Annotated in this window: 12 protein-coding genes; 10 read left to right on the forward strand and 2 right to left on the reverse strand. The window is 34.2% G+C overall.

The features are described from left to right. Window positions 1-472 precede the first annotated feature (472 nt). The gene (locus IEV09_RS11505; RefSeq protein ID WP_229731716.1) at window positions 473-1,624 is read right to left on the reverse strand and encodes a transposase; all 1,152 of its coding nucleotides are present in this window, start codon (window positions 1,622-1,624) and stop codon (window positions 473-475) included. A 295-nt stretch (window positions 1,625-1,919) separates the two neighbouring features. On the opposite strand from IEV09_RS11505, the gene IEV09_RS11510 reads away from it, so the two are divergent. The 10 genes from IEV09_RS11510 (at window position 1,920) to IEV09_RS11555 (ending at window position 12,208) form a co-directional block, all read left to right on the forward strand. Beyond that, complete coding sequence (locus IEV09_RS11510; protein WP_188368460.1) at window positions 1,920-2,234, forward strand: hypothetical protein; 315 nt, start codon at window positions 1,920-1,922, stop codon at window positions 2,232-2,234. A gap of 405 nt (window positions 2,235-2,639) precedes the next feature. Beyond that, window positions 2,640-3,623 carry a hypothetical protein gene (locus IEV09_RS11515; RefSeq protein ID WP_188368461.1) on the forward strand — a complete coding sequence of 328 codons (984 nt, stop codon included), beginning with the start codon at window positions 2,640-2,642 and terminating at the stop codon, window positions 3,621-3,623. Then, window positions 3,610-4,269, forward strand: coding sequence for an ABC transporter ATP-binding protein (locus tag IEV09_RS11520; protein ID WP_188368462.1), 660 nt, complete (start codon window positions 3,610-3,612; stop codon window positions 4,267-4,269). The genes IEV09_RS11515 and IEV09_RS11520 overlap by 14 nt, the downstream gene beginning before the upstream one ends. A 152-nt stretch (window positions 4,270-4,421) precedes the next feature. Further along, window positions 4,422-4,712 carry an ATP-binding cassette domain-containing protein gene (locus tag IEV09_RS12860; protein ID WP_188368508.1) on the forward strand — a complete coding sequence of 97 codons (291 nt, stop codon included), beginning with the start codon at window positions 4,422-4,424 and terminating at the stop codon, window positions 4,710-4,712. Between the two features lie 402 nt (window positions 4,713-5,114). Continuing rightward, window positions 5,115-5,540, forward strand: a complete 426-nt coding sequence (locus IEV09_RS11530) for a hypothetical protein (protein WP_188368463.1) — start codon at window positions 5,115-5,117, stop codon at window positions 5,538-5,540. Then, window positions 5,530-6,267 carry a putative glycosyltransferase family protein gene (locus IEV09_RS11535; RefSeq protein ID WP_188368464.1) on the forward strand — a complete coding sequence of 246 codons (738 nt, stop codon included), beginning with the start codon at window positions 5,530-5,532 and terminating at the stop codon, window positions 6,265-6,267. The genes IEV09_RS11530 and IEV09_RS11535 overlap by 11 nt, the downstream gene beginning before the upstream one ends. Before the next feature lie 386 nt (window positions 6,268-6,653). Then, on the forward strand, window positions 6,654-7,208 hold the full coding sequence (locus IEV09_RS11540) for a hypothetical protein (RefSeq protein WP_188368465.1): 555 nt from the start codon (window positions 6,654-6,656) through the stop codon (window positions 7,206-7,208). Window positions 7,209-7,374: 166 nt separating this feature from the next. After that, window positions 7,375-8,589, forward strand: a complete 1,215-nt coding sequence (locus tag IEV09_RS11545) for a metallophosphoesterase family protein (RefSeq protein WP_188368466.1) — start codon at window positions 7,375-7,377, stop codon at window positions 8,587-8,589. Further along, a complete protein-coding gene (locus IEV09_RS11550) occupies window positions 8,564-11,221 on the forward strand; it encodes an ATP-binding protein (RefSeq protein ID WP_188368467.1) in 2,658 nt (885 codons plus the stop codon). Before IEV09_RS11545 ends, IEV09_RS11550 begins: the two co-directional genes overlap by 26 nt. A 42-nt stretch (window positions 11,222-11,263) precedes the next feature. Further along, complete coding sequence (locus IEV09_RS11555) at window positions 11,264-12,208, forward strand: 3'-5' exoribonuclease YhaM family protein (protein WP_188368468.1); 945 nt, start codon at window positions 11,264-11,266, stop codon at window positions 12,206-12,208. Between the two features lie 103 nt (window positions 12,209-12,311). On the opposite strand, the gene IEV09_RS11560 is transcribed toward IEV09_RS11555, so the two are convergent. After that, entirely contained in the window at window positions 12,312-13,310 is a 999-nt protein-coding gene (locus tag IEV09_RS11560) for a peptidylprolyl isomerase (RefSeq protein ID WP_188368469.1), read from the reverse strand. Window positions 13,311-13,358: the final 48 nt, after the last annotated feature.

Consider the following 13,358-nt stretch of genomic DNA (forward strand, 5'->3'; position numbering starts at 1 on the left):
TCTCACGATAAGAGATTGCGTAATCTAAAATATTAGTTTTTGTTTTTAACACTGTCTACTTGACAGGGAGCACTTCATATTAGATTGGTGGGGTATTATTTTTCCTTCATAAACATAATCTTAAAAAAATTTTCTATTTCTATAAGACTGTTCATTAATTTTTCTAAAAAAGAAAAGTGTTATAAAACCCGTAAGAAAATTAGATGTTCCAGACATTGGGATTTAAGACAATACTAGAAAAACGAATCGAATTACACAAACTGTGATGGTTACGGATGGACATTGCAACTGACTATTAATGAGCGTAAAGTATGCTACTAATTAGTAAATCTATTTTTGTCACTTTCTGATATGTATATGTAACCCTTGATTACCACGAATTAACAATATCTGAACCAATTTCATAACTCTATTTTCAAAAAGATAAACACTCATCTAATTTCAAATCGTTCATTTTTTTGAAATTTCATGACTATTTCTTTTCGGCATTCCTCTTAGAAAGACGTTGATTGACAAAAGTTTTGACATTATAAGTAAGTTGAATCAGATGATAAAAGACAATGGCTTGGGCAGATTTGTAAAAGCGTGTGTCATTGAGCTGATAATTCTCCTTTAGGTAGGTATTGACTCGCTCAACGCTACTTCTTTTTTTATACTTGGTCTCCCAAGCTTTTGTTCCTCGAGCGGGGTGATTGTATTTTCTTTGATCATTCATCTGCTTGATTTTTATGACTTTTTGACAGAGACCTTCTCGTTGTAAAGGGCAGTTTTGACAGTGGATTTTGGGTTGAACATACTTAAGTGCACCGTAACGAGAGTCATAACTATCGTATTGATAGCTGTGTTCTAAAAGACAAATAGGTGCGTAATAAGCATCCACTTCCCCGTCATTTTTTGGGACAAATTTTAAAGGAATGATGGGTTCAAACCCTAAATCATGGACTTCTTGATAAAGTTCTTGGGCATCATAGCCTTTATCAAAAGAAAAGTAGGTTGGTTCCTTCTTCGTAGACAACAAAGGGACCGTTTGACGAATCGTTGGAATCGCCAAACTGACATCTGAGGCGAAGGCCGATGCGATAGCCATACAAAGAATATACTGGCTCTGGGTAGAAACAGCCAATGTTCCTTTATAGCCAAACCAAAAATTGTTCTTTCCTTTACTATTCTTTTTGACACCCCAAGCAGGATATGTCGGGATTAAAGTGCGAAGTTCTTCTCTTGTCATCGTGCGTTGTTCTTTCGTTGACGGTAATTTTGGATTCTTTGTTTTTACAGGTTTGGTTCGTGCTTCAATGGCCGTGACATCAATAGCCACGTTTTCTTCAAAAATGTCCAATTCATCATTGATTAACTGAATCAGCGATTGGTTCATTTGTTCGATAACCGAAAGATTGGCTGCCAAAACAGCCATCGCACGAGAGTAGGTAGCCTCAGAAGGAATTGTTTCAGAGTAAAGAAAACCAACATTTAATTTTAAGCGCAAGTCACTTTTTAAGCGGCTAATTAAAGCTTTTTGTGTCGGAATTTTTTCCATAATGCGAACTATTAAGGAACGCAGTAGTGCTTCATAATTAACTGTAATGGACGGTCCAACACGAGTTTCTTTTTGGAATAAGTTCAAAACGATTGTCCAATCGAGTGGGGAGAAGATTTTTTTATATTTCTCCTGAATATCCAATTTTTCTAAATAATCAATGTCAATAAGGTCGGTTGTTGTATAATGGACACAGGGAATCCCTCCTGTGAGTACTTGTCTGTCGTAGACAACCTAATTGTACCATATGGGGAGGTTCCTTTTTTTCGTCTTTTGAAAGAGTGGGTGTATCAACGGATTGAAGACCTAAATAATTATGAAAAGTGTATATACATCTTTTAGGAGATTTATATAGAAAATATTAATAAGGAGGAGAAACAGTATGAAAAAAGGTAAATTTGCATTATTGCTATTGGTAGCAAGTATGACTGTAACTACTATCGCCTTTGCAGCAACATATCAACATCCCGGAGGTAGAGGCTGGGCAAGAAATACAGAAAATTGGCATATGTTAAGCTATTTTGGAGAAGCGTATGCTCATAGTGGAGGTGTAACAAAAATTACTTATACTGATTCGAAGGGTGTAGTATTAGGAACGAGGACAGCACAAGGAAACGCCGACTATAAGTCTATTACAGTCTATGACTCTCTTAATCCCTTTGCTAATAAAACAGAATTTTATTGTTACTTCTATTAAGTTTTTCTGACTTATAAATCGTTTAATAGCATTGAGTGATTTCAATGCTATTAAATGATTTTTTATTAAATAATCTTATAATTAAATAGAGGAAAATAAAATGAAAAAAAACAACAAATTGTTATTAGCAATCCTCAGCATCTATACAGTAGTGTTATTCAGATTCCTCTTACACGGGGAAAGTTCAATCCAATCTATTTTGTTTCTTATATTTATAGCCTTAGTCAATCTCACTGTTTATTATATGCTGATTAAATCAAATGAAAAAGAAATTAAGGTGCATTTGATTGTAGGTAAGTCAATAAAAAAAGAACTCATGGATCAAGTCAGTGTTATTGGAAGCACACAGTTGTTAAGTCTCATTTTTTTAGAATTTATTATTTCGAATAGTACTGGAACAGTCGATTGGTTTATAGTGTTTTGGTTGTTATTTATTCTATTGAGTCTATTGGTGTTACAAATACTGATTCTATGGCTGTTCATAAGGAAGGTATTATGAAAAAAATAAATTTCATGATTTTTAAAAAAAGGTTTTATTTATTTTTCTTGTTATTTTTCACTGTATTTTTTATGAATTTATTTCTATGGAACGAAACCAAACAATTAATTCAGGAATTTCCTCGTCTAATGATGTTAAAGAGTAACATTTCAGATGAAATCTATGACATTTCTTATGTTCCACCATCTTACGATGATGGTCTAGTAAAAGATTATAACCCAGAATCGAAGGAAAATATCGATAATTTTTTAATAGAAAGTTTTTATGATACAGAGGGGAAAACAAAAATATATCTTGGAAAAGAAAAATATTTAAATTCTAGTAAGAAAGATAAAGAAAGTTTACTAACGCCTATTTCAGTAACTCAACTCAAAAATAAACTTAAGATAGAAGTACTGGATCCCGAATTTTTTTCAGATATTATTATATTTGATTTAAAACCAGAAGAGTTAGAAGTGATTAAGAAAAAAGCTAAAGAGTTAAATTTTGATATATATATTTATTCTTTACGAGAGTCTTTTCAAAATGTATGGAATTATTATTTCGGGAATTTCATTTTTGGTTTAGTATCATCGGTTATTTTCATGAGCTTTAGTCTATTCATTATTTACTTAATTATTACATCAGGTTTAAAAATATTTCAGCAAGAAATTCGCATTTTGCGAATTGTTGGATTATCAAAAATAAAAATAGAAAGAAACTTTAATATTTTGTTAATTTTTCCAATTATTTTAACATTACCATTGTTTTTTATTTTTGTTCAATCAATTGATATGATAATAACTGTATCTGACGTAGCTTATTTATTAGCAAGTAATACGATTTTAATTATATTTTCACATGTATTGATCAACAAAAAAATTAGGAGGAAAATGAATGCTGACTCTTAAAAATATCACTAAAACTTATAAAGATAAAAAAGTATTCCAAAATGCTAAATTTGAAGTGGAACCTGGAGAAATCGTCTTGCTTACTGGGAAATCAGGCATTGGAAAATCAACGTTACTAGATATAATCTCTGGTATTAAGAAATATGATTCAGGTACTTATTATTATCAAGGAATAGAAATCTTTCCACAAAATGATGAGAAAATGAGTGCTTTTAGAAATCAAGCTATTGGGTATATCCTGCAAGACTTTGCCTTAATTGAAGACTATACAGTTATGGAAAATATTTTATTACCGACACTTTATAATAATAAAATGGATAAAAAAATGGCTGAAAAAAAAGCGAGAGAGTTAGCCAGTCGTTTTGACCTAATCGGGCTATTTGGTAAAAAGGTGAAGAAACTTTCTGGTGGACAAAAACAACGAGTGGCGATTATTCGAAGCCTAATTCTTGATCCACAAATTATTTTAGCAGATGAACCCACAACTAACTTAGATAGTGAGAACTTCGAATTCATTATGGAGATATTTAAAGAATTAAAAGAGTCTAGAAAAATTGTTATTATAGCAACCCATGATTATCGTATCCATGAAATTGCTGATGTTGTTTATCAAGTAGAAAATTATAAATTGGTCAAAGATGTATAATTTTCTATCTGATAAATTCGGGTTCTGTTGCAAAGTTTTAAGTTCACTATCAATAAGGTAGAATAATAGAAAAAGGTAGGCTGTTCGATTTTCCGCCTACTAAAAACACTTCGAGTGTAGGAGAAGAGCACCAATTTTAGCATCATACTCAACTGTATTCTCAAGGAGCTAATTTATCAGAAGGACAAAAACAACTAATTTCATTTTGTAAAACCTTAGTATCAAATAAAAAAATTATGATTTTTGATGAAGATACATCACATCTTGACCAGGAGACCGAAGAAAAACTATTAGATTTTGCCTTTAACCATTTTAAAGAGCAGACTTTTATTTTTACTTCTCATAGTGGTAATGTCAGAAAGAAATGTGATAAAGAATTCAATATTAATTCTAATAAGATGACTTTATTAGAGAAAGGAAATAGTTATGAAATTATTAGGTAAACTATTCGTAACAATGCTGCTTCTGTTTTTATTTTCAGGTTGTGTAAAGATGCAAAGGATACAAATAAAGATAAGCCGAGTTCGTATGAGGGCTCTTATTTTAGTATAGAGTCTATTGTTGGGAAGATAAATAAAGAGGATTTCTCAATTAAAAACGGCGTATTAACTTCTAAAGAGATTACTGGAAGTATAAATGAACGCACGATGAAGTTAGTCTCTGATACAAAGAAATACAAGGTGAAATATTCAGAAGGTGAATTGACCCTTTTTGATAAGGAAGAAAAATCAGTTCTGATAGGATATAAACAAAATACTTCTAGTTTTAATCATATTGATAAGATATATGGCACGTATTTCCAATAAATCGTACCTAAATACCAGGATATCGTGCGAGAAAATGAAATGGAACTAAAAGAAGGGACGTATAAAAATACCAATATTAATTCTTTTGTGACGTCTATGACGATTGTCGGTGATGAATTAATGATTAATCATCGAGATGAAGGGGAAATAAAAAATATCACTATCCATTTGAAAGAAATTTTACTAGATGAACCACATTTTGGTTATGATGATGAAGAAGAAATAGACGCCAAAATAATTGAATCTTATTTAAGTGGGCAAACGATTACGGATCTGACCGCACTTACAGGGTTTAGTTTGAAATACACTTTAGATGATTTTGAGGAAGAAAATTTAATTTTACATTTTGCTAAAGCAAATGCTACGGATGAGTTATTTTCTGTGATCGGAATAACATTAGTTAGTGAATCCCTTTTAAAGAATGAAATAGTCGATGATACTTTTGAGAAGATTCATGATGAATAAAATTCTTTTCGATAAAAAATATCCTGCTGTTATTTTGTTGGTCGCGTTTATGTTTATTTCACCTCAAATAATAACCCAAAATATGGTCATAGGTTCCGATGCCATTTTTCATTTTAATCGTTTTTTTGACGTATCGGAGCAAATAAAAAATAGGAATTTTGAATATTTTATCTCTATTTATGGTTTTCAGCAGTCTGGTCGAATTGTTAATGCACTTTATGGTCCTTTCCTTGCTTATTTCCATGGATTACTAGTATTAATATCTAAAAATTGGTTCGTTTATCAAATTCTTTCAAATTTTATTCTATACAACTTAGCGGGATTTTCGATGTATAAATTTCTTGCTTCTGGGAATATTTCCCACAAAAAAAGTTTAATGGGATCATTGCCGTACATGTGTACTTTTTCCATTCTCTATTGGTCAACGAGGCAAGGGTTTTCTAGTTGGGGAGCGGCTGTAATGCCCTTGTGTCTCTCATTAATCTTTTACGTTCTTGAAGAAAAGAAAGTTCCGAAATTTAGATTAGGTATATCGGTCGCTCTTTTATTTCAAATACATACACTCTCAGCCTTCATGTTAGTTTTAATATTTATGCCAATTTTTATGTTTGCTTTTTGTAAAAGTAATCAGAAATTTTCTTTTTTTTTGCGCTATGATAGCAGAAATTGGTTTATTTGTTTTGTTAACGATGAATATTTGGTATGTGTTCATTCGAGTGACTGGTAAAAACCAATTAATTACACCATTCATCAATCAGACAATGAGCTTAAATACGGTGAATAGGAATAGTTTTTATTGGCTCGTAAACCCAGGATCGCTATTGATCATACTGATGATTGTTATGCTATTTTTTATAAAAAAATGGAAAGCACAGGATGTTGGTAGTAAAATTATGTTCATAACAATGACCATTTTCTTATTGTTATCGACAAGTATTGTTTCGTGGAATTTTTTGATTCAAAAACAATTCTTTTTAGCAGAAATAATTCAGTTCCCTTTTCGATTTTTACACCTGTAACGATTTTTGCGATTTATCTTTTTTTGAAAATTACAAATTTCAAAAAAATATCAGAGGTTTTTTTTATTTAGGGATATTACAAGTAATTATTCTCATGTTTGTTGCGCTGAGTACATGGAACAAACAGGAAGATTTTATTTTATCAGGATCTAAAACAGTTTTTAGAGAAAGCGACGTTGAAAAGATAAAACAATCATTCTACTCTCAGAACAAAGGCGAGGCTTTGGAGTTAGTCATGAAATCGACACCCGATTACTTGCCTCTCTACGATGATGATCGTTCTACGGGCTTTTATGAACTCTATAAACATAAAATAATTGATAATAATCCCAATTTTGAAAAATCAGTTATTGGAAGACAGTTAGTCGTTCAAAACATTCATTTAACTGAAGAAGTGATTGAATTTCCGGTTGTTATCTATACAGGTACTTCTATAACAACAATGGGAAATAAACTTACAAAAGAACAATATTCTTTAAGTACAATTGGAACGCCGCTAATTAATAAAAAATATATCCAGAATAATCAAATAGAGATTGCATTCAAACATAAATTTTCAGATATATTGATTTACCTAACCGTCATTTTTTGGTTTCTATTGATTGTCGTTTATCTTTATTGCAAGACAAAAAAGATAAACATATTTTAAATGGTCATCGAATAAGCGTTTCGATAACTATAAAAAATAAGCCCCATAAAAAATCGTTTTTGATTTTTTATGGGGCTTATTTTGACGTGATACGAACAAACTTTCGTATCTTGCTGACTTTTTGCCTTTCCAATGGTAAAATGAAAAGAAAAAGGGAGGTTTTCAAGTGCTACGTTTTTTACATTGTGCAGATTTGCATTTAGACCGTTCTTTTGAAGGCCTGCAGTTGATTCATGAGAATGTTACACATTTACCCGAAGTCAATGAACGAGTGTTAGAGAACATTGTGACATTGGCTTTAGCAGAAGAAGTTGATTTTGTCTTGTTGGCTGGTGATACTTTTCATCAAAACCGTCCCAGCTTAAAGACGCAACATCATTTTTTTACACAAATGAAACGTTTAGAAGAACGGGAAATACCGGTTTATTTAAGTTTTGGGAATCATGATTATTATGATGCGTCGCGTTATTGGTTTGATTTTCCTGAAAACGTCCATTTATTTAAAGAAGAAGCGGTTGAAACTTTTTTTGGAACGTCAGCATCAAATGAAGACTATGCCATTAGTGGTTTTAGTTATCGCGATAAGTGGCTGTCAGACGCCAAGGTAGCCGAATTTCCAACACGTCAAGCGAAGTATCATATTGGCATGTATCATGGTGAAATGGGCAGTGAGCGTTATGCACCTTTTACAGTTCAAGAGATGAAGCAAAAAGCCTATGATTATTGGGCGCTAGGGCACATTCATGTGGCGAGTGTTTTATCGATGGAACCACCGATTGTCTATCCTGGGACGCCGCAAGGACATACGAAAAAAGAACAAGAGACGCCAGGTGTCTTACTCGTGACTTTGAGTGAAGGAACGCCTATTTTTGAAGCGCATGCTGTCCAAGAGATTACTTGGGACGAGGTAACTTGTTCGCTCGCAAATGTCAAAAATCAGCGTACGGCTTTGGAGAAAATATTGGCACTATTTACAAAGTCTGAAAAAAAACTCATTAAAGTTCAATTGACACAAACGGATTCCTTGCCTAAAAATTGGTTGAATCCAAAAGAAAAAAGTGAATTATTGGCGTATTTAGCCAATGAACTGGCCCAACGAAATTTTGAGCAACGAATTTATCAATTAGAAGAAATCGGTCAAACAATCGATGAAAAAGTTGAATTACAAGCGAGTCAACTTTTGCGTGACCAATTGTTTCAACCGTATGAAGAGACAGAAATTTTTCAACAAGCAATCGAAGAATTATTACAACATACGATTGCAAGTAAAGTCATGGACGTGACGGATCTACAACAACAAGTTTTAAGAAGAAGTAAGCAAGAATTACAGGAAGAATATTATTGGAGAGCAGAAAATGAAAATCATTCGCGTAGAGATTAGTGGATTTGGTCATTTCCGTCAAAAAACAATTGAATTTTCTGAAGGAAATCAATTATTCTTTGGCGAAAATGAAGCAGGGAAATCAACGTTGTATCATTTTATTCAAACGATGCTCTTTGGTTTTTCACAAAAAAGTAAAAAAAAGCGAGATTACACGCCGACAGATGGAGCGGCTTTTGGTGGGAAGCTATGGCTTTCAATTGATGGTTATGAGGAAATCCGCATTGAACGTTTTCGTTCCATTCAACGGGGGAAAGCGGCGATTTATGTAGGAGAGCAAGAAGGCGATGAGCTTTGGTTACAAAAATTATTGGCACCTTTAACGCTAGAAACATTCCAAGAAGTCTTTACTTTTCAGCAAGAACAGCTGACTGAAATTGATCGTTTACAAGAAAAAGAGCTACACGGGGCGCTGATTTCACTAGGAATTAGCGGGAGCGTACAAGTCATGAATCAAATTCAACAATATGAGCGTAAAACCCAAGAATTGTACACACCAAGAGCTCAAAAGTTACCTTTAAATCAAAAACTGACGCAGTGGCAAAGGCTCAAAGAAAAGATTCAACAAAAGGAACAACAAGAAGAGCAAGTCCAGCGTGGGTACCAACAAATCGCCCAATATCAAACACAAGAGACACAAAGTCATGAACAACGTGTTGCGTTGCAAGAACAACGCCAACGGATTGAACAACAGCAATTAAATTGGCCGTTATACGAAGAATGGCAACAATTACAATTGATTGAAGAGCCACAAACATCGATTGAAAATAAACAAGAATTGCAAACTTTTTATCAAGAATACCAAAACATCAATGATGCCATTCATAAAAAAGAGACAGAACTTAGTCAATTAGAAAGCGACCCCGGTTCTGATCGTTACTTTTTTTATTTGGATCAAGAGGTGACTGTTCAACAAATTTTACGTGAGAAAGTTACGATGGTACGTCAATTTGATGAGTATCAACGCACGTCCCAAGTATTTAATGAATATCAAACAAAACAACAACAAATCCAGCAAAAACGTGGTTGGGGTCATCAAGCACCCCCTTTAAGTGATCCCAAAATTCTTGATGCGATTGATTCACTACAAATGCATGAAGAAGAGCAGGCGAATGCGACTTTACGCCAGAAATGGTTGAGCGAGCAATATGAGCAATTATTGGCAGAAATTCGTGAGATGGAGCAAAAACAACCGAATCTGTTTGCCAATCATAAGCAAAAGCAGCAACGGAGTTATGGTTTACTTGCAGGAGGCGTATTCTTTGCTGTCTTAAGCCTGTTATTATCGGGGAGTTTGCAATGGTTACTATTGGCTGTGGCCGTTGTCCTATTTGGTACAGGGATTTTCTTCCAAATCCAGCAAGCTAAAATCCGTCAAAACATCCCTTTATGGCAAGAGAAAATGTTTAAAAAAGAGCAACTGGATCTTGAGTTGACTCAGCAACAAACATTGGTTGATGGATTAAACCAAATAATTGTCCGTGAAAAACAACAGTTGCAAGCCGGCTTTGGTTCAGAGACGGATACATCGAAATGGCTGCAAATGGTAGAAGCCTATAATCAAGAGGTACATGATTATCGCTATTTACTAGAAGAATTAGCAAAATTAGAACCGAAACTACGTCAATTAAAAGAACAGTTGCGTCTTTTCGACCAACAATTTGAAATCTTTGAAGAATGGCTACCACTACAAGGGAAAAATGTCAGTGATAAATTAGAAATTTTAGAGACGTTTCACTTAAAAATGCAAGCGACAAAAATGAAACGCCTGCAACAATCGAGTACGATTTTAGTCCAACAGTTAAGCCAATTGAAAAAAAATCGAGAAGAGTTATTTGAGCAATATAAGAATCTGCTCTGGACGTTTGGTTTGACGCATCCGAATGAAATTCCTCTGTGGAGTAAGCAGTGGGATGAAAAAGCACGTGCGCAGGCGCGCAAAGCGGAACTTTCGCAACTATTAACGCCTTTATTTCCGAAGAAGACGACCAAACAAATGTTAGCTGAAGCATTAGAAGCGGTTATTGATCAGGAGCGTACATTGCAACAAGGCTTTAATGTTGATTTAGAAGAAAGAAAACGTCTAGAAGTTCAAATCGAACAACTTCAAAAAGATGGGACGCTCGATCAGTTGTATCAAGAAGAAACTCAGTTACGATCAGAAATAGAAGAAGCGATGATAGAATGGAGTAAAAACCGTTTACTCGGACAATTTTTAACTGATTTAGCAACAGAATTGTCCGAGCAACAATTGCCACAATTATTGCAACAAGCCTCTCACTATTTTTCGATTTTAACCAAAACACGTTATGAGCAAGTATTATTGGAAAATGGCGCACTTTTTGTTAGCGGCCATGATGAAATCCAATCGATTTATCAATTGTCGACAGGAACGAAAGACCAATTAATTATGGCGATTCGTTTTGCCTACTTAAATTTACAACGCCATCAAATTTTAGCACCAGTGATTATCGATGATGGATGGCTGCATTACGACGCGTTACGAAAAGAGCAACTCGCTCAGTTATTAGCAGAATTTGGTGAAGATTATCAAATCATCTGTTTGTCTTCTGACCAAGAAATGGTAAGCTATTATCAGGACTTCAATCAAGAAGTGAAAATGCTTAAATAAAGGATGTGAAGCACGTTTTTGTAACAACAAAAACGTCATTATATGAAAAAATTACGTGAATTAGCTGTTGATGAAGAATTTCAAATGTATACTTTAATTAAAAGTGCCGATGTTCGTATGGCCAAAAACGGTAAAACATTTATTGCTTTTACCTTTCAAGATACGTCAGGTACGATTGATGGCAAGTTTTGGGATGCTTCAGCAGAAGAAGTTGAGCGATTTGTAGCTGGCCGTGTCGTCGCATTATCAGGAAAAAGAGAAGTCTATCAAGGCAATCCGCAAGTAAAAATTACCCAACTACGCTTAGCAAAACCAGAAGAACCATCTGATCCAACGCAGTATATGGAACGGGCACCAATGAAAAAAGAAGACATGGAAACGGAGATTAATCAGACGTTGTTTGAAATTACGAATCCTCATTGGAATCGTATCGTACGCTTCTTATTAACGAAATATCAAAAAGAATTTTTTGACTATCCAGCAGCTAAACGCAATCACCATGCCTATGCAAGCGGCTTAGCCTTTCACACAACGAGCATGTTGCGCTTAGGGAAATCGATTGTTAAAGAGTATCCAGAGTTAAACGCGGCACTGCTTTATGCAGGAATTATTTTGCATGATTTAGGTAAAGTAATCGAGTTAAGTGGGGCGATGTCAACGGAGTACACATTGGCAGGGAATTTGGTTGGACACTTGGTTTTAGTTGACGAGGAGATTACTAAAGCTTGTCTATCGTTAAAAATTGACGACCAAAACGAAGACGTGATTATTTTACGTCATATGGTTTTAGCTCATCATGGGTTACTAGAATATGGTTCACCGATTCGTCCACGAATTATGGAAGCAGAGATTTTACATCAAATCGATAATTTAGATGCCTCAATGCAAATGATGTTAACTTCGATTCGCCAAGCAGAGCCAGGTGAATATACCGACCGAATTTTTGGAATGGATAACCGAAGTTTCTACGTACCAAAAGATATTTAATCATCATAAAAAAAGAAGCCTGCGAAAAGAAATTTTTGCAGGGCTTCTTTTTTGTCGAAAGAAAAAACGCCCAAGAAAATATCTTGAGCGAATCTTGTTAAACTTATTTAGATGTTGAATCTGTTGTTTCATCTGTTTTTTCTTTATCTTTTGCTGAGTCTTTTGTATCTTCTTTCTTATCTTCCGATGAATCACTTGCTTTTGGAGGATTTGCTGCATCAATAAATGGTGTTAAAAGTGTCGCAAACGCTTCGTCTTTGACTTTAACGTTGGCTTTGATTAACTCTTCACCAATTGCTTTATTAATGAATGCTTGGTCAGCCAATTTAGCAGTTGTTGCCGCTTCTTTGACTTCTTTTTCGAACTTGCTCATGTCGTTGCCTTTATCCTGGTTTTTAACCATTTTAACAACGTAATAAGTTGTTCCGTATTGAGAAGCAACTGGAATGGCTTCAGAAATTTCACCGTCTTTTAATTCAAAGGCAGCTGCTTTAACTTCAGCAGGCACAACGCTTGCATCAGTTGCAGAATCAAACGTTACTTTTCCGTTATCTTCTTTTGAAGAGTGTAAAGAATTTTCTTTGGCTAATTTACCAAAGTCAGCATCTTTTTCTTTCGCTTTTTTAATCATTTCTGCGGCATCTTCTTCAGATAATACAGAGATAATTTGCGCTTCAACTTCTGGGTGGAAAGCTTCCCAAGCCGCTTTTAAATCAGCATCCGTTAATTTAACATGTGAGCGTAGACCTTTATCGTAAGCCATACGGTCGCGAATTAATTTATCCGCTTCTTTGCGTGTTAAGTTGCTTTGTTTTAACGCTGCATCTAAATCGTCGCCAAATAATTCTTTTAATTCTTTTTCAACATCTTTGTCAGTAATTTCATCACCATAATGTTTAACGAAAACATTTGATAAAATTAAGTCAAAAACAATTTGTTGACTGCTTTGTTGCGTACGTGCAGTGTCGTAAAAATCAAGAGCGGTAATTGTGCCGCCTTTCATTGTTGCGATTTCTGTATTTTTTGGCTCATTCGAACATGCCGCTAAAGCTAAAATACTCATTGATGTTGCTAGGGCTAAAATAATTTTTTTCTTAGTCATGGATATTTGCACTCCCGTTATTTTAAATTCTTTAGATAATGAACAATT

The organism is Enterococcus alcedinis (assembly GCF_014635985.1).
GTDB lineage: Bacteria > Bacillota > Bacilli > Lactobacillales > Enterococcaceae > Enterococcus_I > Enterococcus_I alcedinis.